This is a genomic window from Bifidobacterium sp. B4111 (assembly GCF_026537235.1).
In the GTDB taxonomy this organism is placed as follows: domain Bacteria; phylum Actinomycetota; class Actinomycetes; order Actinomycetales; family Bifidobacteriaceae; genus Bombiscardovia.
In genome coordinates this window covers 129,473-151,033 of the sequence record NZ_JAFNMO010000005.1, presented here as the reverse complement: position 1 = coordinate 151,033, position 21,561 = coordinate 129,473, and the positions used below count along the sequence as shown (strand labels likewise).

The following is a 21,561-nucleotide window of genomic DNA, read 5'->3' as shown; positions in this document are numbered from 1 at the left end:
CGGTACCGTGAATGGACGCACTCAGATAGGCAACCCGGAACGGACCACCCAGTCTGCATAGAAGCAGACCAGGGCCAGCAGGACGAAGATCAGGTCCACCATCCAGAACCGGACAACCACCTTGGACTCCTGCCAACCCATCAGCTCGAAGTGGTGGTGGATGGGCGCCATCTTGAAGACACGCTTGTGAGTGAGCTTGAAGTAACCCACCTGGATGACGTCGGAGGCGGCCTCGCCCACGAAGAGTCCGCCCAGGATGACCGCCAGAAGCTCGGTATGGGTGGCGATGGACAGGGCTGCAAAAAGCCCGCCCAGAGCCAGGGATCCGGTGTCCCCCATGAAGATGGAGGCCGGATTGGTGTTGTACCAGAGGAAGCCGAAGCAGGCCACGGCGGCGCAGCAGGCGATGATGGCCAGGTCCAAGGGGTCGGAGACCGCATAGGCATGGCCGGGATGGCCGCCACCCTTCAAGTGGTAGCTCTCCCAGATTGCAATGACCGTATAGCCCACGAAGGCAATCATGGAGGAACCCGAGGCCAGACCGTCCAGGCCATCGGTCAGGTTGAACGCATTGCTCCAGGCCGTCATCAACAGATTGACCCAGATGATGAACAGCACCACGGACAGGACGCTGCCCGCCATTCGGAAGTCGATAATAGGGTGCTCAACGAAGGATATGCCTGCCTGAGCGCTGGGATAGCCGTTCTTGGTGGGCAGCTTGAGGGCCAGCACCGCGTATATGGTGGCCAGAATGAACTGGCCGATGAACTTGGCCCTGACCGACAGGCCCAGATTCTGCTTCTTACGCACCTTGGCAAAGTCGTCGATAAAGCCCAGGAAGCCCATGGAGAGCATGGCAAACAGAACCAGCATGGCCGACAGGGACACGGACTCCCCCCGGGACAGGTAGCGGTAGAGCGCCGAGGCTGCCCAGCCCAGCAGGATGGCCAGGTTGATGACCAACCCGCCCATGGTCGGGGTGCCACGCTTGACCAGATGGGACTTGGGCCCGTCCTGGCGGATGTACTGGCCGTAATGCAATCGGTGGACCAGCCGTATCAGCAGGGGGGTCCCTGCCAGCGTCACCACCAGGGCGACCAGGATTCCGATGATGAGGGCAATCACAGTGTGTACTCCAACTCTTGAATTCTGTCCTTGAACGTTCGAACCCGCTGCGGGTATACCAGTGCACTCATGGCTCAGCCCTGCCAGCGGTCGGCCAGACCGGACAGGCCGGACATGTGCGAACCCTTGAGCAGGACAAGATTTTGCCGGTCCGGATGCCTGGCGCACAGGCGACGGACCATCTGATCGGCCTGGTCAGCATCCTGGGCGAAGAGAACGCACATGGCCCCAGACTGTTCCTCGCTGGGATCAGATAGGCCACCAGCACCACGGACAAGGGCATGAACCAACCTGTCCATCTGCTGATCCCTGCAGCCCACCGCAACCAATGCATCGATGCCCAACCGACGGCAGTAGGCGCCGATCTCCTGGTGCAGCTGCTCGCCTCGATCGCCCAGCTCAAGCATGACCCCCAGGACGGCTATCCGATAGACCGGGCCATCGGATCCCCTCCAGGTAGCCAAGGCGTCCAGACCAGCCCGCACGGAATCGGGATTGGCGTTGAAGGAATCATCGATCAGGGTGAAGGAGGCATCCGGCAACCGGACCGAAGACAAAGCCATCCGATGCGGACTTATTTGCCGCTGCCGACCCAGCTCATCGGCGATGCGTTCTGCGTCCAGACCCAGGGCGTGGGCTACCGTGGCGGCAGCCAGAGCATTCATGACATTGTGCCGTCCCGGAATGCCCAGACGCAGCCGCACTGGTTGCTGGCCACGCAGACGCAGCTCGAAGGCCGGCCTGTCCAGACTGTCGCTGTCCAGGTAGCGAGCCGAGCCATCCAGGTCGCGGTCCTGCCCGCCATCATCAGCGGCCATGCCAAATCGCAGAACAGACCCAGAGGCCAGATCAGCCATGGCGGCCACCCGGGAATCGTCGGCATTGAGCACGGCGGCCCCGCCCGGCACCAGGCCTTGCACGATCTCGCTCTTGGCCTGGGCGATGCGCTCCACGGAGCCGAATTCACCCAGGTGTGCTACTCCCACCTTGAGGACCAGAGCCATGTCCGGGGGAACCATTTTGGTCAGCCGGGCGATCTCACCCACGTGGTTAGCGCCCATCTCGGCCACCAGATATCGGGTGTCGGGCCCCACTTCCAAGGCGGTCAGAGGAAGGCCGATCTCGTTGTTGAAAGACCCGACAGGGGCCACCACCGGACCAAGGAGTGCCAGCAGAGAGAACAGCAGATCCTTGGTGGTGGTCTTGCCGACGGATCCGGTGATGCCGATCACAGTAAAGGGTTCTGCCGCTGCACGCCGACGATCCATATTGGCCCGGGCCAGCAGCCCCAGGGCAGCAACCGTATCGTCCACGAGAATCTGGGGCAGGTCAGCGCCCGGAACGAGATGATCGACCAGGGCCGCGCGGCAGCCCTTGGCTCCCAGGCCGGGAACATAGTCATGGCCATCCACATGCTCGCCCTTGATGGCTACGAAGAGGCCATCGGCCCCCGCCTGCCGGGAGTCGGTCACCACCCGCATGCGCACGGACCGCCGGTCAGGTTCACGACCAGAACCGACTTCAACCAGCCGACCGTGCACATATTCGACGACCTCATCCAGGGTCATGGGCATGGACCCGGCCCTTACAGACTGACTCATCCTCACCTCTCAGGACATCTCGCGGGAGACGCGCAGGGCGCTCCTGATGTTGTTGCGTTTGACGCCGGCGGCCATGGTCATGGCGATGCACAGGGACAGATCGTCACTATTCGCATCGGCGGGCAGGGATTGGCGGGCCAGCCCATCGGATTCCTCGTTACGCTTGGCCACGATGGTATGCCCGCCCAGGTTGAACCCGTATCGACGGGCCCTGGAAATCAGCCGAACGTGCCGCATATCGCGGGTGGAGCCCTCCTGGGCGCCCAAGGCCACCACATCCAGATCCACTGCCTGCAAAGCGTCCCTGGCCAGGGTCTGATCGTCCACGGATATGACCACGGCGGCCGCTCCATCCTCCAGGGCGATGGACAGACTGCGCTGCACATCGAACATGCTCAAGGGATATTCCAGATCCAGTCGCCTGTCCAGCGAGTATGAGCCCTTGGCGCTGAGAATGCCGACAGGATTGCCCAGCACATGCAGGAAGTCAGCCAAAAGATCCACCTGGTCCTGCACCTGGGAACCGACCAAAGCGAAGACAGCCAAGGCTCCTGAAGGATCACCGGCGGCATTGGCCAGCAATTGGCCCATCTGCCAGGCATGCATAGTACCGAAGAGCAGGGGTATACGGGCTCGGCCCACCTCTTGACGGGCCGAGGTCGGCAACAGGGCCGCATAGGCGCCGCGAAGCTCAGCCTCCTCAATCATGCCCTGGTCCACCTGCCGGTCTGCAGGCACGTAAAGGCTACCGGGCCGCACTGAGGGCAGGTCGTCCACCAGTGAAGTCACCGTAACTGGTTCAGCGAAATCAGGGACCAAGGTCAGCCCGTAGCGCCCCTTGAGCTGACCCAGGGTCAGTCGTCGGGAGATTGATTCACTCAGCGCACTCATGCTGCAATCTCTCCTTCGTCCGGGAACGCCATGATGCCTGCCGGTATCACCATGTTACCGGGATAGCATCGGTTCTGGGCGGGGACGTGGGGACCTGGTATTTCTGCATAAGGAATTCACCGATCTGGGCGAAGATGGGACCGGCGGTGATGCTGCCGAAAACGCCATCGCTGCTGTGGGGATTCTTCAGCACCACGGTGACCACAAAATGAGGGTCGTCAGCAGGCAGGATGCCCACCCAGTCGCTGATGATGCCACCCAGGCCGCCCGAGCTGTCGGCCACCTCGGCAGTGCCCGTCTTGGAGGCCACCCGATAGCCCTCTACCTTGGCCGTATTCTGGTACTTTTCAGCCACTGACTCCATGCCGTTCATAACGGTAGCCGCCACCTTCTCGTCCACTACCCTCACCCGGTTGGCATTGACGGCACCCTGGCCGTGGATGATGGTCTGATCAGCGCGGACCCCCTTGTTGGCCAGGGTGGCGATGACGTTGGTCAGCTGGATGGCGTTGGTGGCATAGCCCTGGCCGAACAATACCGTATTGCGGGTGCGCCGATCCCAGGTCTGAGGCGAAGTCAGCAGGCCCTTGGACTCCCCCGGCAGACCTAGTGCCGAAGCCTGGCCGATGCCAAAACGGGTCAGATAGTCGTAGCGCTTCTGGTCCGGGTAGTGTTCGCCGGCCATGACCATGCCCACGTTGGAGGAATTCTGCAGAATGCCGGCAAGGGTCCAGTGCTCGGCTGGATGGTCGAAGGCGTCCTTGTACTGCTGGTTGTCCACGGTGATGTGGTCGGGCACGGTGAAGCGGTCGCTCATGGAGTGCACCTGCTCCTGGAGCATGCCGGAGATCGAGATGGTCTTGCCGATGGAACCGGGTTCGAAGGTCTCCGCCACCGCCCGCGAGGAGTTGACCTTGGCCTGGTCGCTGCCCGCCTGGTAGTCATCGGTGTCGGCCAGGGCCAGGATCTCGTTGGTGCGGGTGTCCTGGACGACAGCCAGGGCCCAGTCGGCATGAAATCGCTGACAGCCTGACTTGAGGGCTTGACGGACGTACCACTGAACGTCTTGATCAACGGTCAGGGTGACATCCTTGCCGTTGACCGGATTGCGCTGACGGGTCACGGTTCCGGGGATCTCCTGACCAAGCATTCCCTGCTGGTAGACCGTGTAACCGTCAGTACCGGTCAGCTGCCGATTCTCCATCTGCTCGATCCCGGCCACGCCCTTGCCGCTGTCGTCGATGCCCCCGATCAGGGCTCCCATCAGATCCGCATGCGGATAGGTGCGCTCACTGCTCAGTTCTGCCGTGATGATCCCCTGCAGCCCCAGCTTGTCGATGGAGCGCTTGACCTCGGGAGTCACCCGCTTGGCCAGAACCACGTACCGTCCAGGGACGCTGAGCTTGCCGCCCAGCTCCATGGCGTTCATGCCCAGGGCCGGCGCCAGGAGGCGGGCCACGCCGGCAGCACCGTCAGCGCCCACCGGATGGCCTTTGATGCTATGGCAGTCACTGCCTGTGCGCTTGGTGCAGTTGATAGGTATGAAGGAGGCGGCCGCCTCGGGGTCGCCGATGATGTTGTACCGCTCCAGGCTCTGGGCAAGCACCCGGCCATTGACATCCAGGATGCGGCCACGCTGGGCCTTGATGGTGTGCGGCACAGTGCGGCCCGCCGCAGCCGCTTGCGCCATGGACCTTCCGTCGAAGAGCTGGATATAGGCCAGCTTACCCAGGGCCAAGGCGGCCACCAGGACCAGAATCAGACCCACAGACAAGGAACGTTTGCAGAAAGACAGGTGCCAGGAGCGTTTGGTTCCGTTGCCGCTCATGGATGCCCCGCCTTGCTCTGGGCATCCTGAGGGGGCTTGTAGCCCTGCAGATCGATGGAGTTCAGGCCCTGCTGGGGCTGCATGCCCAACTGCTGGGCCTTGTCCGGCAGGGAGGCTTGGAGTTGGTCGAGCTTGTTCTGGTCATCCTGGACGTCCTGGGTCAGATTGCTGATTTCATGCTGGACCCTGGTGGCCTCGAAGGAGTCCTGGACCATCTGGGTACGCAGCATCAGGGATCCGAACATGCAGGCGGCCAAAAAGATCACGGAGGTCATGATGCGCAAGAGAGGATTGCCGCGGGTCCGCGTCCAGCCGATCAGACGCCGAGCCCCCTCAGCAAATGGACCTCGTTCGGGACGGCGGGCCTTGCCTGCCTTGCCTGTGCCCTTGATCAGACTGAGCTCAGGCCTGGTGGGCATCTCCTGGATGCGAGGATGACCCTTGTCCGCAGATGTCTTGGAACGGACCGAACGTGCTGGCATGGTCATGACCGGCGCCTCGATTCCGAACCGTGGCCGACATGACGATGGTGACCGGCTGAGCCCTGCCCACGGGCCTCGGCCTGAAGCCGACGACGACGCTCCTCGGGGATGGCTCCGATCTTCTCAACAGCCCGCAGGCGCACTGAAGCAGACCTGGGGTTGCGTTCCCGCTCGGCCGCATCGGCCTTAACAGCACCATGAGTCAGGTCCGACAGGTAGGGTCGGGCCTGATCGGGCACCACCGGCATGCCTGCAGGAAGATCCACATGCAGCCCTGGCGCCATGAAGCGCTTGACCATGCGGTCCTCCAGGGAGTGATAGGACTCCACGACCAGACGACCGCCCTTGGCCAGCCGCAGAATGGCCTGGGGCAGGGTGCGCCTCAAACGATCCAACTCTCCATTGACCTCGATGCGCAGGGCCTGAAAGACCCTCTTGGCCGGATTGCCAGGAGGACGGTGGCCACGCGGCACTGCCCTATCGACCAGACGGTCCAGCTGGGCCGAGGTGGTCAGCGGTTGCTCCTGCCTGGCTTCAACGATGGCTCGTGCGATGCGTCCTGCATAGCGCTCCTCCCCATACCGGGAGAAGATGTCAGCCAGCTGGTCCTGGTCGTACTCGGCCAGGACCTTCGCAGCCGTCAGCTCCTGGCTGGTGTCCATGCGCATGTCCAGCGGAGCATCCTGACGGTAGGTGAATCCCCTGTCGCGCTGGTCGATCTGCAGAGAAGACAATCCCAAATCCATGAAGACCAGGTCCACCTGGCCTACATCCAGGGCATCCAGCTGCTGGTCCAGCTGATCAAAGGGGGCGTGAACCGGCGTGAAACGGTCGGCCAGGCCCTCGTCGCGCATCCGGCCAGTGGCCAGATCCAGGGCCTGGCTATCCCTGTCTATGCCAATAAGACGGGCCTCAGGGCAGGACTTGAGAAAGGCGGTGGCGTGACCAGCCAGGCCCAGCGTGCAATCCACAGCCACGGCCCCAGGGTGCTCCAAGGCGGGCCGAGCCAGCGCAAGGCAGCGTTCCAGTAGGACGGGACGGTGGACCTTGCCGCTGTCCACGGCCTCCTGATCGAGAGGATTGCGTTCTGACATCAGGGCCTCCATCAGCAATCCACCGCCGGAAGAACATCATCGGCAATGTCGGCATAGCCCTGCTCCTTGCTCTCCAGGTAGGCAGTCCAGGAATCCTGATCCCAGATTTCAGCACGGGTGCCCACGCCGATGACCACGACGGGGCCGGTCAGCCGTGCATAGGAGCGCAGCATGGGCGGGACCAGAATGCGGCCCTGCTTGTCCGGGACCTGGTCGACGGCGCCTGACAGAAATACGCGCAGGTAGTCCCTGGCCGATTTGTCACCCATGGAGGTGTGTTGGATGCGCACGGCCATCCGCCGAAATTCCTCGGTGGGCAGCAGGCTGACGCAGCGTTCCTGGCCACGGGCCATGACCAGGCCCTGACCCAGCTGAGCGCGGAACTTGGCGGGCAGAGCCAGGCGGCCCTTGGCATCCATCTTGGGGGTGTAGGTGCCCAGAAGCATGGGCGGCAGGGAAGGCGAGGCGGCATCTGCGTCGTATGTATCGGCCATGCCCCACCTCCAATGCCAGTTTGGTATCCATGGGACGGCCCCACCGGGTAGCGTCCCCTACGCAGTGCTCCCCACTTTACCCCACTTATCCCCATTGCTCACCACCTTGACACCACTTCAGGCCCAAACCCAACCATTCGCCCCGCCGAAGGGTTCACCTCGGCGTTTCGCCACCCGGCAAAGAGGGCACGGCCAAGGGTCAGTTGAACCGAAAAAGTAGAGGACGGGCGGTATATTGGATCATCCGATTTTGAACATTCCACAGAACGGACGCACATGTCGAGCTATTCCTCACAGCTGCATGAAGAGCAGACGGCGGTGGACAGGGCCTACGGCCGTCTGGACGAGCTGCGGACGCAGGCCAGGACCAGACTGGACGCGGTTCGGGCCGCCGGCTCCCACGGTTCCCCCACCCAGCGCACCGAACGGGATTCCTTTGCCAACATGTACGAGGACCGGCTCACCCAACTGCGAGCCATGGAGGACCGTCTGGTCTTCGGCCGACTGGATACTGCCCAGGGCGGTCGGCGATATATCGGACGACTGGGCCTGCTCGACAGCAACCATGAGCCCATCCTGACCGACTGGCGTGCCGAGGCCGCACGCCCCTTCTACGAGGCCACTCCAGCGGACCACGGCGACATCGTCATGCGTAGGCACATCACCCTTAACTTCCGCCAAGTCACCGGCATCGAGGATGAGGTTCTGGACCTGTCGGCCCCAGAAGTGGACAAGGCGGCCCAGGGCGGCACCCTGGCCGGCGAGGGTGCGCTCATGGCATCCCTGTCCAGCCGGCGCACCGGGCAGATGACCGACATCGTGGCCACCATCCAGGCTGAACAGGACCGGATCATCCGCTCCCCCATGACCCGTCCACTGGTGGTCCAGGGCGGGCCGGGCACCGGCAAGACGGCCGTGGCCCTGCACCGGGCGGCCTATCTGCTCTACACCCATAGGCGTCGACTGGAGAGTTCAGGCGTGCTGATCGTCGGGCCCAGCAACGCCTTCCTGCACTATATTGATCAGGTCCTGCCCTCCCTGGGCGAGACCGGAGTGCTCAGCCGCACCATGGGCGACCTCATCCCCGGCATCAGCACCGAACGCCAGGAGGACCCGCACGTGGCCCGGCTCAAGGGAGACATCCGCATGGCCGAGGCCGTAGCCAATGCCGTCGCCTCCCGGGAGCGGGTGCCTGCCTCCCTGCCCACGGTCAAGGTGGATGGGGTGGCCGTCCCTATGCTGGCGGTCGACCTGGAACAGGCCCTGGTCGATGCCCGACGCAGCCACCAGCCCCACAACAAAGCCAGGAATACCTTCGTGCGTTCGGCCCTGAACGCCATGACCGCCCGCTATGCCGAGGGCGTGGACTATCAGCCTGGAGCCGAGGAACTCGCCCGGGTCACCTCCCTGCTGAGACTGAACGACCAGGTGCGGCGGACCCTCAATCTAGCCTGGCTGCCCATGAACCCCCGCTGGCTGGTCAATGACCTCTGGTCCAGGCCGGATCGTCTGCGCCGGTTCGCCCCTTGGCTGACTCCTGAACAGATTGATCTGCTGACCCGCCAGGACGGCGCCGAACTGACCGTATCCGACATTCCCATCCTGGATGAGGCCATGGAGCTGTTGGGCCCTGACCCCCGTCAGGCGGACCGCGACCAGGCTGAAAAGGCCCGCCGCGATGAGGAACGACGGTTTGCCAGCGACACCTTGGCCCAGAATGGCATCGGAACGGGCATCGTGACCTCGCAGATGCTGCTTGATTCCATCAACGGCCAGGACGAGAACCAGGCAGCCACTCAGGCGGCCGCCGACCGCGAATGGGTCTACGGGCACATCGTGGTCGACGAGGCCCAGGAGCTGACAGCCATGGACTGGAGGATGCTGGTCCGGCGCTGTCCCTCCCGATCCTTCACCATCGTCGGGGACGTGGCGCAGACGGCCGCACTGGGTGGCACCCGGTCCTGGGCCTCCACCATGGACGCGCTTTTCGGACCGGATGGATGGGATCTGCGGCAGCTGACCATCGACTATCGCAACCCTCGTCAGGTATCCAACCTGGCCTCCTCCTTCGCAGCCTCCGAGGGCCTTGAGGTTTCGACCCTCAAGGCTGTGCGCGAAGTGGAAGGATCGGTAAGCCGCCTACGGGCAGAGGATCGGGTCAGTCTGTTGGACCAGCTGCCTGACCTGGTGCGCGAACTGGCGGAACGTCATCTGGGCAAGGACGGCACCGGACGCCTGGCCATCATCGTTCCCAGCGCCCTGCAAGCCGAAGTCAGCTCGCGCCTGCATATTGATAAGGCTCAGGAGCATCAGATCACGGTCACGACCACCGGCCACACCAAGGGCCTGGAGTTTGATGCCGTGGTTCTCGTGGAGCCTGGTGCCATTCAGGATGAGGCTCCTTCCAGGCTGAGCGCAGCGTCTGACCTCTATGTGGCCATGACGCGCCCCACTCAGGAGCTGGTCATTGCCCAAACTTCCGGGGATCAGAAACTATTGAACCTGGGATGAAGTATCTAGAGCCGGGCCAGTATCAGGCCTGGCACCGCGTTCACTTCCAGTCACAGGCCAGCCCCGTCACACAATGACGGAAGCTGCTCGCCTGCTGCAGGCAGAATGGCCGGTGCCCGAATAGCCGAATTCAGGACTGTGCAGTAGCAGACTGCTCTTCAGCTGACTGGTCTTCGGCGCGCAGGGTGTCGATGGCCTGCTGGAAGTCCTCCAGGTTGCTGAAGTTGCGGTAGACCGAGGCGAAGCGCAGATAGGCCACCTCGTCCAGCTCCCGGAGAGGCTTCAGGATAGCCCTGCCGACCTCTTCCGAATCGACCTGTGCCAGGCCACGCGAACGCAGATCCTCTTCGACCTGCTGGCCCAAAAGTTTCAGGTCATTTTCATCAATGGGCCTACCTTGGCAGGCCTTCCTCACGCCAGCAATGACCTTGTCCCGATTGAAGGGCTCGGCATTGCCTGAGCGCTTCATAACCAGGAGGATTGAGGTCTCCACCGTGGTGAACCGACGCGAGCATTGCGGACACTCACGGCGGCGTCTGATGGCATGGCCGTCGTCGCTGATTCGCGTATCCACAACCTTGGTATCGGGATTTTGGCAGAAAGGACAGTGCATGTGCAATATCATAGCGCCAAAGAACCTCAAGACCCACGTATACCGGGCCTATCAGCGTATAACACTGGACAAACTCCTCAAACTCAGCTAGTTACCCTTTTCCAGTCGACAAGCTATTGAAGCCCCATTGGTGTTTTCCTGAACCGAAGATCACTGCCTCACTCGTCGCTGGGAATCAGAATTCGGTCCCCAACGCGCAGATTGGGTGAGGACATATTGTTGATCTGCATGATGCGGTCTACGTTTTTAGTGACGTCCTCGCCTTGCGGCGTGATTGAGGCCGCATAGGACCAGACATTATCGCCCGGACGAACTGTACGGGTGACGACCTCCTGTGGTCCTGGAGCGGAGCTTGCCGGACGAGCCATCAATCCGACCCCAGTCAGGGCCAAGGCGCTCACTGCTAGGAAAACCACAGATCTGCGTATGGTGACGCTCGCAAACCCCTGCGCGGACAAACATGCTGTTATAGCTCCACGCAGACGAGCCATGATGGATGAGAACACAGCACTGATACGCGTCCGGCAGTCCGAAAACAGGTTCGAAGGCGCGGACATGCGGGAACTGGCGCAGGAACGAACAACCATGGCACACCTCTTTCGAACATTTGTTCTATCGAACAGATGTTCTCATTGTGGCACTGCAGTCGTCATTTGGCAAGACCGATTCGAACATTTGTTTGATTTTTCACTTCAGGCAGGTTAAGCTGGGTTCAGTTTCCAAGGAAAGGAGCCATCAGTGAGCACCATCCCCTTTGCCGGGTCTGCGACCATGAGCTCCGCCAGCCAGTCCACCACCACTGACAACGCAACCTCTCAGGAAAAGGCCGAGACCTCAGCCAAAAACGAAGCGAAAGAAAACGCCGCCACCACTGAGAGCTCGAATCAAGGATCCAGGCCTGAGCTGACCGATCGACAGGCCAGGGTGTTGGAAGCCATCAAGCGTCACCTGTCAGAGCGCGGATTCGTGCCCTCCTACAGGGAGATCGGCAGAGACGCTGGACTGCGCAGTACTTCTTCTGTCAAGCACCAACTTCAGGTCTTGCAGGATCTGGGCTACATTCGTCTGACTGCAAACAAGGGCCGTGCCATAGAACTGGTCCAGAACCATCCTGAGCCGACCGCAGGAACCGCCAGAATCGTTCCTTTCCCTGACGCAAAGGCCGACGAGGCCATCATGCAGTCACGCGATGTACCCCTGGTCGGCAGAATTGCCGCCGGCCAGCCCATTCTGGCCGAGCAGCATGTGGACGATGTCATGCGCCTGCCGGAACGTTTGACCGGATCCGGCGAGCTCTTCATGCTTGAGGTCCATGGGTATTCCATGGTCGATGCCGCCATCTGTGACGGAGACTTTGTCGTCGTCCGCCGCCAGCAGGAGGCCGAGAACGGAGATATCGTTGCAGCCCTGCTGGACGATGGTGCTACGGTTAAGACCTTCCGCCGCGAGGAGGGCCACGTTTGGTTGATTCCCCACAACCCGGCCTACTCCCCCATTGACGGCACCCACGCCGTCATCATGGGCAAGGTGGTCACCGTTCTGCGCAAGGTCTGAGGGTTACATATCCAAATGCTCGCCGCTGCTGTTCCGGTGGCCCTGCGGTTCTATCTGAAAGGTCGTGTGTTCGACCGAGACCGGGAAATGATCGCGCAGACAGCGTTGCATGCTGGTCAGAATACGTTCGTTTTCGACAGCCGTCGTGCCCTGACGCACTACCACATGTGCCGTCAGCTGCGGCAGACCAGTGGAAACGCTGCTGGCATGCAGATCATGAACCTCAAGTACGCCAGGCACTCCCTCCAGGTGCTTCCTGACCTTGGCCATGTCGAGCTCCGGCGGGGTTTCCTCAAGAAGCACGGAGACGCTGCAGGCCAGGAGCTTGATTGCGCGGGGAATCATCAGCAGGGCGATCAGGGCTCCCGCCACGGCATCGAACCCGGCCCAACCGGTGATCATCATAACCACAGCTGATATCAGAACCGCCACCGAGCCCAATGCGTCGTTGACCACTTCGAGAAAAGCGGCACGCATGTTCAGGTTGTCCTTATGCCCTGAGGCCAGGACAAAAATTGACCCTACGTTGGCAGCCAGGCCCAAAATGCCGAAGAAGAGCAGCAGCCCCTGCTGATGGACCTGATCCCGCCCAGGTGACCAGAGTCGCAAGACGGCCTCCACAATGGCGTAGATGCCCACAGCCAGCAGAACCAGAGCACCGCCAGCCGCCGTGATGACCTCCAGACGGGACCAGCCCCAGGTACGTCGGTTCGTGGGGCGACGCTCCATCAACACGGCAGTGACCGTGGAGGCGATCAGCACAGCCATGTCGGTCATCATGTGCCCGGCATCCACCAGCAGAGCCAGGCTACGGGTGACCACGGCGCCGACAACTTCAGCCACGAAGACCGATCCCGTCAGCGCCAGGGTCATCAGCAACTGTCGACGATGGGCGGATCCGCCACCCCGGACATTACCTTCGTGAGCGCTCATGCATACCCCGATTCATCAGTCACCAAAGTATGTCACCAGGGGTCATAAGGCAAGAGTCTTCTGAGAAATACTCAGAAACCGAACTTGCTTGCCGTCTCCTTGAGGGTCTCGGCGGAACGCTTCAGAGCGGCCAGCTCGCCGTCGCTCAGAGGGGTGTTGATGTGGGTGTTGACCCCATCACGGTTGAGCACGCTGGGCACTGACATGCACACGTCGGAGATCCCGTGGAAGTCCTCCAGCAGAGAGCTGACCGGCAGGATTCGGTCAGTGCCGTTCAGTATGGACTCGATGATGTCCACGCCGGACATGGCGATGGCGAAGTTGGTCGCCCCCTTGCCCTCGATAATCTGGTAGGCCGCGTTCTTCACCTCCTGGTGGATCTCCTCGCGCTTGGCCGCGTCCAGGGGCTCATGGCCAGGCAGCTCCATCCAGTCGCACATGGGCACGCCGCCGATGGTGGCCGAACTCCAGAGGGGGACCTCGGAGTCGCCGTGCTCACCGGCAATGTAGGCATGGACGTTCTTGACGTTGACGCCGGTCTGCTGGCCGATCAGGTAGCGCAGGCGGGCGGAGTCCAGGTTGGTGCCCGAACCGAACATCTGGTTGACCGGCAGCCCGGACAGCTCCAGGGAAACCCTGGTCACGATGTCGACGGGGTTGGTAATCAGCAGGAAGATGGCATTGGGGGCCACCTCGACCATCTGAGGGATGATGGACTTCATCATGTTGATGGTGGCGCCGGCCAGGTCAAGCCGAGTCTGCCCCGGCTTCTGCCTGGCTCCGGCAGTGATGACCACCATGTCGGCATCGGCGCAGATCTGCGGATCGTCCGAGCCGTCGATGGTGACTGTGGGGTAGAAGCTGGATCCGTGCTGCATGTCGCGGACCTCGGCCTCAACACGCTGGGCGTTGATATCCTCAAGGACGATCTCCCGAGCCACACCGCGCTGGGCCGCCGAGAAGGCCAGGGTCGACCCCACGGCTCCGGCTCCTACGATCGCTAGCTTGGTTGGCTTGATTGATGATTCCGCCATAGTTTTATGGACCTCTCTTATCGGAACCCGGGAAACGGGTTTGCCGCTGACAACATACGTAGTTTACCCAGCATAGGTGACCTGGCGTGCACCTGCCCCTTAGGAGCCCAACCCGGCTGCTGGCGTGTCACCCGTTGAAGCCTGCAAGGGCTTCTCGTCGATGGCCTGGTCAAGCACGGCAGCCGCCAGCCGGTCGTCCACATCAGCGCTCAGCACAACCCCATCGGCCCGGTATTCCAACGAATTCACCCGTCCCAACTGCCGCACCTGTTCCAGCAGGGAGCCACTGGTGTAGGGCAGGATGGCCTCGACATGCACGGCGGGGGCGGGCAGCAGCTCCTCCACTCGTCTGCGCAGGGACTCAAGGCCCTGACCCTGCCTGGCCGAGACCAAAAAGGCATCAGGCTCAAGGTTGGCGAGCCGCTGCCGGGCATCCTGATCGATCAGATCCACCTTGTTGAAAACCAGCAGACGGGGGATGGACTCAGCGCCGGGGATGTCTGCCAGCACGGCATCCACAGCCCTGATCTGCCCAAAAGGATCGGGGTGGGAGCCGTCCACGACGTGCAGAATCAGGTCGGACTGACCCACCTCCTCCAGGGTGGATTTGAAAGCTTCGACCAGCTGAGTAGGCAGACGGCGGACGAACCCGACCGTGTCCACGTAGACGTAGAGCCGGCCGTCCGCCGCCTTGGTGCGCCTGACGGCCGTATCCAGGGTGGCGAAGAGGGCGTTCTCCACCAGTTCCTCGGACCCGGTCAGCCGGTTGGTCAGCGAAGACTTGCCGGCATTGGTGTACCCCACCACGGCCACTGCCGGCAGCTGGTAGCGCCGCCGGGATCCACGCTTGACCTGACGCGAGGGGGCCATCTGGGCGATCTGACGCTTCAACCGGGAAATCCGTCGTCTGATGACCCGTCGGTCGGTCTCGATCTTGGTCTCACCAGGGCCTCGGGAGCCTATGCCGCCGGCCTGCCCGGCAGCCTGGCCGCCAGCCTGCCGGGAGAGGGATCCGCCCCAGCCGCGCAGCCTAGGCAGCATGTACTCCAGCTGGGCCAGCTCCACCTGGGCCTTGCCCTCGCGGCTGGTGGCGTGCTGGGCGAAGATGTCCAGGATCAGGGCCGTCCTGTCGACCACCTTGACCTTGGTGACATCCTCCAGGGCCCGTCGCTGGGAGGGATGAAGGTCGTCATCGGTGATGATGGTGTCGGCGCCCAGCCGGGCCACGATATCCGCCAGCTCCCGCGCCTTGCCTGAACCCAGGTAGGTGGCCGGATCGGGCTTGACCCGCTGCTGGAGCAGTCCATCAAGCACCTGAGCCCCGGCAGTCCGTGCCAGGGCGGCCAGCTCGCGCAGGGACTCCTCGGCCTGACCGACCGTGGTGCGCGAACCCGACCAGACGCCGACCAGGACCACCCGCTCCAGACGAACCTTCCGATACTCCACCTCGGTCACGTCCTGGAGCTCGCCCAGCCCCTCGACATGGCGGAAGGCGTTGCGCCGGCTGCGCTCCTGCCACTCCTGATCCTGGTCCTGCCCGACCTGCCCCTCGCTGCCGGTCAGCACCTCGGACTTGTGGGCGAGCGGGTCCTGGTGGGCATCGACAATTGTTGGGCCAAGCTCTTGGGTCGGTTGTTCTTGGGTCAAAGGCACCTCTGCACTGGTTTATGAACTAGGGAACGAATCCGGTATAGGCGGAATCATGACACAGACTTTATTATCATCTTCTTAGCAGACATCAGTGAGTGCCCGAGGGACGGGCAGGATTCGAAGACGGACAGGATGGACATGACGCACAGGGACCATGGCAGCAGCCGGGGACAATCCTCCAGGACCGGGACGGACGGAGGCGAACAGTACTTCGTGGCCCGTCCGGCCTCCCCCGACCAGCGGCGGACCATCCAGGTGGAGCTGGCCGGCCGTACCTGCCAGGTGGAGGTCTCCCACGGGGTCTTCTCGTCAGGAAGGCTTGACCTGGGGACTTCGGTCCTGCTCAAACGCGTCCCCCAGCCTCCGGCCGAGGGCGATTTTCTGGATCTGGGCTGCGGCTGGGGGCCCATAGCCCTGAGCATGGCCATGCAGTCGCCCAAGGCTGACGTCTACGCTGTGGACACCAACCTGCGAGCCCTGGACCTTACCGCCCGCAACGCACAAACCCAGGGTCTTGACAGGGTGCGCACCCTAACCCCGGAACAGGTGCCGGACGATCTGCACTTCGACCTGATCTGGTCCAATCCGCCCATCCGGGTGGGCAAGGCGGCCCTGCACGACATACTGATGACCTACCTACCCAGGCTAAAGCCCCAGGGCCGTGCCTATCTGGTGGTCCAGCGCAACCTGGGTGCCGACTCCCTGATTCCCTGGCTGGCTGACACCCTGGGCTCCGGCTGGACGGCGGAGAAATACGCCTCAGCCAAGGGCTACCGGGTCATCGAGGTGGGCCGGGCATGAGGTTCGAGTATCCAGCCGAGCTGCCCATCAGCGCGGCCAAGGAGGACATCGTCCATGCCGTGCAGTCCTCCCAGGTGGTCATCGTCTCGGGACAGACCGGCTCGGGCAAGACGACCCAGATCCCCAAGATCCTCCTGGAAATGGGCCGTGGCGACCACGGCCGCCAGATTGTGCACACCCAGCCCAGGAGGATCGCCGCCAGAACCGTGGCCGAGCGTATCGCCTCGGAGACGGGCACCAGGCTGGGCGACCAGATCGGCTACCAGGTACGTTTCACCGACAAGTCCAGCCGAAGCACCCGCCTGCGAGTGGTCACCGACGGCATCCTCCTGGCGCAGATCCAGGGCGATCCGCAACTGCGGGCCTACGACACCATCATCATCGACGAGGCCCACGAGCGCAGCCTCAACATCGACTTTCTGCTGGGGTATCTGACCGCCCTGCTGCCCAAACGGCCCGATCTTAAACTGATCATCACCTCGGCCACCATCGATTCGGTCAAGTTCCGGGACCACTTCGCCAAGGCCCTGCACACCCAGGTGCCCGTGCTGGAGGTCTCCGGCCGCACTTATCCGGTCCAGACCCTCTACGAGCCTGCCGGATCGGCCCCTGCCCTGATGCGGCATGTCCCCGGGTTCGACTCCGAGGAGGAGGGCCAGGACAGGGAGGAGCCGGACATACCCAAGGCGGTGGCCCGGGCCTGCGCTGAACTGGTCATCCACTCCACCCATGTCGACGGCCCCAGGGACATCCTGGTCTTCGCCGCCGGCGAGCGCGACATCCGGGAGTACGAGACTGCCATGCGGCGCTACTTCGGCCCGCGGACTTCCGACATGCGTCGCCCGGATGCCCTGGAGATCATCCCCCTCTTCGCCCGCCTGTCCGCCAAGGAGCAGCACCGGGTCTTCGAACACCACGGCCATCAGCGCATCGTCATCGCCACCAATGTGGCCGAAACCTCCCTGACGGTGCCGGGCATCCGATACGTGGTGGACCCCGGACTGGCCAGAATCAGCCGCTATTCCAAGTCGGCCAAGGTCCAGCGGCTGCCCATCGAGCCCATCTCCCAGGCCTCGGCCGATCAGCGTGCAGGCCGCTGCGGACGTGTGGCCGACGGCATCGCCATCCGCCTGTATGCCAAGGACGACTACGACACCCGTCCCAAGTTCACCGACCCGGAGATCCTGCGCACATCCCTGGGGTCGGTCATCCTGCACATGCTCTCGGTGGGTGTGGCCCATACGGCCGAGGACGTCACCGACTTCGGCTTCATCGATCCGCCCGACACCCGTGCGGTCAGCGACGGTCTACGCGAACTGACCGAGCTGCAGGCCATATCCCGGCAGCAGGGCCTCATCCGTCTGACCAATCTGGGACGGCGGCTGGCCAGAATCCCCATCGACATCCGCCTGGGCAGAATGATCCTGCAGGCCGGTCAGGACGCCACCCCGGACACCCTGGCCGCTGTTCTGGTGGTCGTGGCCTTCCTCTCCCTGCAGGACCCTCGCGAGCGCCCGGAGGAGAAGCGCGAGGAGGCCGACCGGATCCACGCCCGTTACGAGGACCCCTCCAGCGACTTCCTGACGGCCCTGAACATCTGGAACCGATTTTTCCCGCAGGACAAGGAGCCCTCCAACGGGACCCTGCGCAAGGCCTGCAAGCAGGAGTACATGGCCTTCCTGCGCATGCGACAGTGGCATGACCTCTACCGGCAGCTGGCCCAGATGTGCCGAGGCCTGCACATGAAAGTGGGTTCCCCAGTACCTGTCAAGGGACCGGACCAGACCCTGCTGGACCTGCCTATTGGGCAGCAGGCAGCACACGCCCTGGTCTGCTCCTGGGACGACCAGGGCATCCACCGTTCCATGCTGGCTGGCCTGCTCTCCAGCATGGGCATGCAGGTGGTTCACGAACCCAAGGCCTCCGATTTCGCCGGCCTGCATGGCGCGGCCCGGGCCAAGGCTATGAAGCGGGCACGCCGGCAGGCCAAGAACGACTATCAGGGTGCGCGCGGCACACATTTCGCCATCTTCCCAGGTTCTGCACTCTCCAAGGCCAATCCGCCCTGGATTATGGCTGCTGAGCTGGTGGAGACCTCCCGGCTCTGGGCTCGCTGCTGCGCGGCCATCGATCCGGCCTGGGCCGAGCCCCTGGCCAAGTCCCTGACCAGAACCACCTACGCCGAACCCCACTGGTCGGCCTCCCGTGGTGCCGCGGTGGCGACCTCCAAGGTCCTGCTCTATGGTCTGCCCATCGTGCGCGACCGGACCGTCCAATGGGCACGGATCAACCCGGGCCAGGCTAGGGATATGCTGATACGCCAGGGCCTAGTGCAGGGCGACGTGCGCGAGCGCTTCCCCCATGACGGCTTCATCCAGGCCAACCGGCAGGTGCTCAGCGAGGCTGGCGAGCGGACCAGCCGAACCCGCCAAGTGACCGGCACCGTCACCGAAGAGGACCTTTACGATTTCTACCAGGAACGCATTCCCCAGGAGGCCACCTCCCTGGCCGCACTGGGCTCTTGGTGGCGGAAGCACCACGATGCGGACCCGCACCTGTTGGACTTCGACCCTGACAAGGTGGAGCGCCTGAACGACCAGTCCGCCTCCTATCGACCCGGAGACTACCCCGACCACTGGCACACCCTGGGCACCGACGGCCGGCCCATGGATCTGCCCCTGACCTATCGCTACCAGCCGGGAGAGCCTGACGACGGCATCACAGTCCACATCCCCCTGCACTGCCTGAACCAGCTGACGCCAGGACAGTTCAGCTGGACTGTGCCCGGCCTCCTGGACGACCTGATCACAGCCACCATCAAGTCCCTGCCCAAGGCCCTCCGGGTCCAGTTCGTTCCCGCCCCTGACGCCGCCCGGACCATCCGCTCCTGGATAGACGGCCACTATCCCCTGCTGCCCGGTGCCGATCCTGCGTCGGCAGAGCAGGCCACCTACGGGTCGGCAGACCAGCATGCGGACGGAGACGAAAATGGTGCAGGAGCCATCCCCACCGGGGGCTGGCCGGACTTCGAGCAGGTCTTCACAGCCGCGGCCATTGATACTCTCGGAGCCCAGCTACACCCGGAGGTCTTCACCCAGGCCAGGCTGGAACGACTGCCCGACTACCTGCGGCCCACCTTCCAGGTGGAGGAGAAACGGCGCCACGGCCACCCCAAGGTCCTGGGCCGGTCCAAGTCCTTGACCGATCTGCAGCGAAACCTGGCTGGACAGGCCCGACAGTCGGCCCGGTCACGGGTGGACTCCCAGGCCAGCAAGGCCGCCCAACAGGGCCAGGTGGTCAAGAGCGCCGACCTCCTCCACCAGTCCGGCGCCACCACCAAACCGCGCGAGGAACTGATCTGGCAGGTCGCCCTGGACAAGCTCCACCTGCCTGCCCAGCGGATCTCCTCACGCTGGCTGAGCCGGGAAGCCCTGATGTTGGCTTCGGCCCCCTACCCGGACACCTCTGCCCTTGCCGAAGACCTGCAGATGGCCGCTGTCAAGCGACTGATCCCCCACACCGAGACCATCACCGACGATCAGACCCTGCAGGAGGCTGTGGCCGGCGTCAGCCAGGTCTACGAGGACACTGTGTATCAGGTGGCCAAGGATGTGGTTGCCATTCTGGAGACTTCGGCCCAGGTGGACAAGGCCGTGTCTGGCCCGGCCGATTTGCCCCTGCTCTCCGTCCTGCAGTGGATACGCCAGCACTCGGCCAGCCTGGTGGCCAAGGGCTTCATCGGCGCCGACCCGCCCTATGCCCTTCCCCGCCTGCGCACATACCTGAAGGCGGACCTGATGCGCCTGGACAAGGCCCGTAGGGACAAGGACCGTGACGTACGATGGGCATGGCAGGCACAGACCGCCCAGGATCTGGTGGGCCAGGCGGCCAAGACGGCCCAGGCTCTGCCCGCAGGTCCCGGAAGAGACCAGGCCATGGACCGTGCGCGAAGGGGACGTTGGATGATGGAGGAGTACTTCGTCTCCATCTGGGCCCAGGAGTTGGGGACAGCAATCCCTGTCAGTCTGCAACGAATCAGGAAGGTGCTGGAAGGAAAGCCATGAGCAAAAGACCATCGGGACGATCACGTAAGGGCGGCACCAAACGCGGAGGGACGAGCCTCCGCCGCGCGCAGACCTTGGGGGCCGCCCTGATGGCCGTAGTCCTGGTGGTCGCCCTATGCATCCTGGCTGTCCGCTTCGTCTCCTACCGGCTGATGGTAGGCCGCATCATCCGCCACCAGGAGGAGCTGTCCCAGGAGTACGTTTTCAATCCAGGCAAAATCATCACCGATCACCGTTTCCATGACACCGTGGACATGAACGCCGACGACGTCCAGGCCTTTTTAAACAAACACGAGGCCTCATGCAACGGATCCACCTGCCTGCGCAGCCTGCAGATGGATGTTCCCGACCGTCCCGGTGACGGTCTATGTGATGCCTACAAGGGCGGCAAGAAACAGAGCGCGGCTCAGATCATCGACGGGGCCGCCCGCTCCTGTGGAATCAGCCAGAAGGTCCTCCTGACCATGCTGGAAAAGGAGCAGCATCTAGTGGCCACCAATCATCCCCCCACCCAGGTCCAGCTTCGGTCGGCCATGGGCCTTTCCTGCCCAGATGATGCAGACTGTGACACCCGCTATGCCGGATTCTTCAATCAGGTCTACGGGGCTGCCCACCGATTCCGCTACTACCAGGCCCATCGGAACCAGTATGCCTACCAGACCAAGGCTCTGAACGATGTACGCTTCAGCCCCGATGTCTCCTGTGGCAGCGGCAAAGTCTACATCGAAAATGATGCCACTGCCCTGCTCTACATCTATACGCCCTACCAACCCAACGAGGCAGCGCTACAGGCAGGCGACGGCGAAGGCGACCGCTGCTCCAGCTACGGCAACCGCAACTTCGTCATCATCTACAACAATTGGTTCGGCCGATCGGACCAGTGAGC

17 protein-coding genes are annotated in these 21,561 nt (G+C 63.1%); 5 read left to right on the top strand and 12 right to left on the bottom strand.

What is annotated here, in order from left to right; translation table 11 throughout:
- Nucleotides 1–21: 21 nt before the first annotated feature.
- From mraY to mraZ, 7 genes are all read right to left on the bottom strand, one after another.
- Nucleotides 22–1,125 (bottom strand): phospho-N-acetylmuramoyl-pentapeptide-transferase, encoded by a 1,104-nt coding sequence (gene mraY, locus J3T93_RS08685; protein WP_267400657.1) that lies wholly within the window; start codon nt 1,123–1,125, stop codon nt 22–24.
- A gap of 74 nt (nt 1,126–1,199) precedes the next feature.
- Nucleotides 1,200–2,726 carry a UDP-N-acetylmuramoyl-tripeptide--D-alanyl-D-alanine ligase gene (locus J3T93_RS08680; RefSeq protein ID WP_267431337.1) on the bottom strand — a complete coding sequence of 509 codons (1,527 nt, stop codon included), beginning with the start codon at nt 2,724–2,726 and terminating at the stop codon, nt 1,200–1,202.
- A gap of 9 nt (nt 2,727–2,735) precedes the next feature.
- Nucleotides 2,736–3,617, bottom strand: coding sequence for a UDP-N-acetylmuramyl peptide synthase (locus J3T93_RS08675; RefSeq protein ID WP_121914017.1), 882 nt, complete (start codon nt 3,615–3,617; stop codon nt 2,736–2,738).
- Between the two features lie 46 nt (nt 3,618–3,663).
- Nucleotides 3,664–5,445, bottom strand: a complete 1,782-nt coding sequence (locus J3T93_RS08670; RefSeq protein WP_267400664.1) for a peptidoglycan D,D-transpeptidase FtsI family protein — start codon at nt 5,443–5,445, stop codon at nt 3,664–3,666.
- Complete coding sequence (locus J3T93_RS08665) at nt 5,442–5,933, bottom strand: hypothetical protein (protein WP_267400667.1); 492 nt, start codon at nt 5,931–5,933, stop codon at nt 5,442–5,444. Before J3T93_RS08665 ends, J3T93_RS08670 begins: the two co-directional genes overlap by 4 nt.
- Nucleotides 5,930–7,021, bottom strand: a complete 1,092-nt coding sequence (rsmH, locus tag J3T93_RS08660; protein WP_267400669.1) for a 16S rRNA (cytosine(1402)-N(4))-methyltransferase RsmH — start codon at nt 7,019–7,021, stop codon at nt 5,930–5,932. Before rsmH ends, J3T93_RS08665 begins: the two co-directional genes overlap by 4 nt.
- 11 nt (nt 7,022–7,032) lie before the next feature.
- Nucleotides 7,033–7,515: a division/cell wall cluster transcriptional repressor MraZ gene (gene mraZ, locus J3T93_RS08655; protein ID WP_024627224.1), complete on the bottom strand. Its 483-nt coding sequence runs from the start codon at nt 7,513–7,515 to the stop codon at nt 7,033–7,035.
- Nucleotides 7,516–7,791: 276 nt separating this feature from the next.
- Here mraZ and J3T93_RS08650 point away from each other — a divergent pair, with 276 nt between their 5' ends.
- A complete protein-coding gene (locus J3T93_RS08650) occupies nt 7,792–10,026 on the top strand; it encodes a HelD family protein (RefSeq protein ID WP_267431336.1) in 2,235 nt (744 codons plus the stop codon).
- A gap of 130 nt (nt 10,027–10,156) precedes the next feature.
- On the opposite strand, the gene nrdR is transcribed toward J3T93_RS08650, so the two are convergent.
- Both nrdR and J3T93_RS08640 read right to left on the bottom strand, forming a co-directional pair.
- Nucleotides 10,157–10,639 carry a transcriptional regulator NrdR gene (gene nrdR / locus J3T93_RS08645; protein ID WP_024627226.1) on the bottom strand — a complete coding sequence of 161 codons (483 nt, stop codon included), beginning with the start codon at nt 10,637–10,639 and terminating at the stop codon, nt 10,157–10,159.
- Nucleotides 10,640–10,797: 158 nt separating this feature from the next.
- Nucleotides 10,798–11,055, bottom strand: coding sequence for a LysM peptidoglycan-binding domain-containing protein (locus tag J3T93_RS08640; protein WP_267400675.1), 258 nt, complete (start codon nt 11,053–11,055; stop codon nt 10,798–10,800).
- 322 nt (nt 11,056–11,377) lie between these two features.
- Between J3T93_RS08640 and lexA the strand changes: the two genes are divergently transcribed.
- Nucleotides 11,378–12,193 carry a transcriptional repressor LexA gene (gene lexA, locus J3T93_RS08635; protein ID WP_267431335.1) on the top strand — a complete coding sequence of 272 codons (816 nt, stop codon included), beginning with the start codon at nt 11,378–11,380 and terminating at the stop codon, nt 12,191–12,193.
- Nucleotides 12,194–12,196: 3 nt separating this feature from the next.
- On the opposite strand, the gene J3T93_RS08630 is transcribed toward lexA, so the two are convergent.
- The 3 genes from J3T93_RS08630 to hflX all read right to left on the bottom strand — a co-directional run bounded on the left by J3T93_RS08630 (nt 12,197) and on the right by hflX (nt 15,726).
- Complete coding sequence (locus tag J3T93_RS08630) at nt 12,197–13,126, bottom strand: cation diffusion facilitator family transporter (protein WP_267400677.1); 930 nt, start codon at nt 13,124–13,126, stop codon at nt 12,197–12,199.
- Between the two features lie 71 nt (nt 13,127–13,197).
- On the bottom strand, nt 13,198–14,160 hold the full coding sequence (locus J3T93_RS08625) for an L-lactate dehydrogenase (protein ID WP_024627229.1): 963 nt from the start codon (nt 14,158–14,160) through the stop codon (nt 13,198–13,200).
- A gap of 99 nt (nt 14,161–14,259) precedes the next feature.
- Nucleotides 14,260–15,726, bottom strand: a complete 1,467-nt coding sequence (hflX, locus tag J3T93_RS08620; RefSeq protein WP_267400796.1) for a GTPase HflX — start codon at nt 15,724–15,726, stop codon at nt 14,260–14,262.
- A gap of 222 nt (nt 15,727–15,948) precedes the next feature.
- Between hflX and J3T93_RS08615 the strand changes: the two genes are divergently transcribed.
- From J3T93_RS08615 to J3T93_RS08605, 3 genes are read left to right on the top strand one after another with little or no spacing between them, the layout of a single operon-like run.
- Entirely contained in the window at nt 15,949–16,611 is a 663-nt protein-coding gene (locus tag J3T93_RS08615) for a class I SAM-dependent methyltransferase (RefSeq protein WP_267431334.1), read from the top strand.
- The gene (gene hrpA, locus J3T93_RS08610) at nt 16,608–20,675 is read left to right on the top strand and encodes an ATP-dependent RNA helicase HrpA (protein WP_267431333.1); all 4,068 of its coding nucleotides are present in this window, start codon (nt 16,608–16,610) and stop codon (nt 20,673–20,675) included. Before J3T93_RS08615 ends, hrpA begins: the two co-directional genes overlap by 4 nt.
- On the top strand, nt 20,672–21,559 hold the full coding sequence (locus tag J3T93_RS08605; RefSeq protein ID WP_267431332.1) for a hemagglutinin: 888 nt from the start codon (nt 20,672–20,674) through the stop codon (nt 21,557–21,559). Before hrpA ends, J3T93_RS08605 begins: the two co-directional genes overlap by 4 nt.
- The last annotated feature ends 2 nt before the right edge of the window (nt 21,560–21,561 follow it).

Excerpts from the sequence above, each read along its gene's own strand:
- J3T93_RS08680 (WP_267431337.1), bottom strand. The coding sequence starts at position 2,726 with ATGAGTCAGTCTGTAAGGGCCGGGTCCATGCCCATGACCCTGGATGAG.
- J3T93_RS08675 (WP_121914017.1), bottom strand. The coding sequence starts at position 3,617 with ATGAGTGCGCTGAGTGAATCAATCTCCCGACGACTGACCCTGGGTCAG.
- J3T93_RS08670 (WP_267400664.1), bottom strand. The coding sequence starts at position 5,445 with ATGAGCGGCAACGGAACCAAACGCTCCTGGCACCTGTCTTTCTGCAAA.
- J3T93_RS08665 (WP_267400667.1), bottom strand. The coding sequence starts at position 5,933 with ATGACCATGCCAGCACGTTCGGTCCGTTCCAAGACATCTGCGGACAAG.
- rsmH (WP_267400669.1), bottom strand. The coding sequence starts at position 7,021 with ATGTCAGAACGCAATCCTCTCGATCAGGAGGCCGTGGACAGCGGCAAG.
- mraZ (WP_024627224.1), bottom strand. The coding sequence starts at position 7,515 with ATGGCCGATACATACGACGCAGATGCCGCCTCGCCTTCCCTGCCGCCC.
- J3T93_RS08650 (WP_267431336.1), top strand. The coding sequence starts at position 7,792 with ATGTCGAGCTATTCCTCACAGCTGCATGAAGAGCAGACGGCGGTGGAC.
- nrdR (WP_024627226.1), bottom strand. The coding sequence starts at position 10,639 with ATGCACTGTCCTTTCTGCCAAAATCCCGATACCAAGGTTGTGGATACG.
- J3T93_RS08630 (WP_267400677.1), bottom strand. The coding sequence starts at position 13,126 with ATGAGCGCTCACGAAGGTAATGTCCGGGGTGGCGGATCCGCCCATCGT.
- J3T93_RS08625 (WP_024627229.1), bottom strand. The coding sequence starts at position 14,160 with ATGGCGGAATCATCAATCAAGCCAACCAAGCTAGCGATCGTAGGAGCC.
- J3T93_RS08615 (WP_267431334.1), top strand. The coding sequence starts at position 15,949 with ATGACGCACAGGGACCATGGCAGCAGCCGGGGACAATCCTCCAGGACC.
- hrpA (WP_267431333.1), top strand. The coding sequence starts at position 16,608 with ATGAGGTTCGAGTATCCAGCCGAGCTGCCCATCAGCGCGGCCAAGGAG.
- J3T93_RS08605 (WP_267431332.1), top strand. The coding sequence starts at position 20,672 with ATGAGCAAAAGACCATCGGGACGATCACGTAAGGGCGGCACCAAACGC.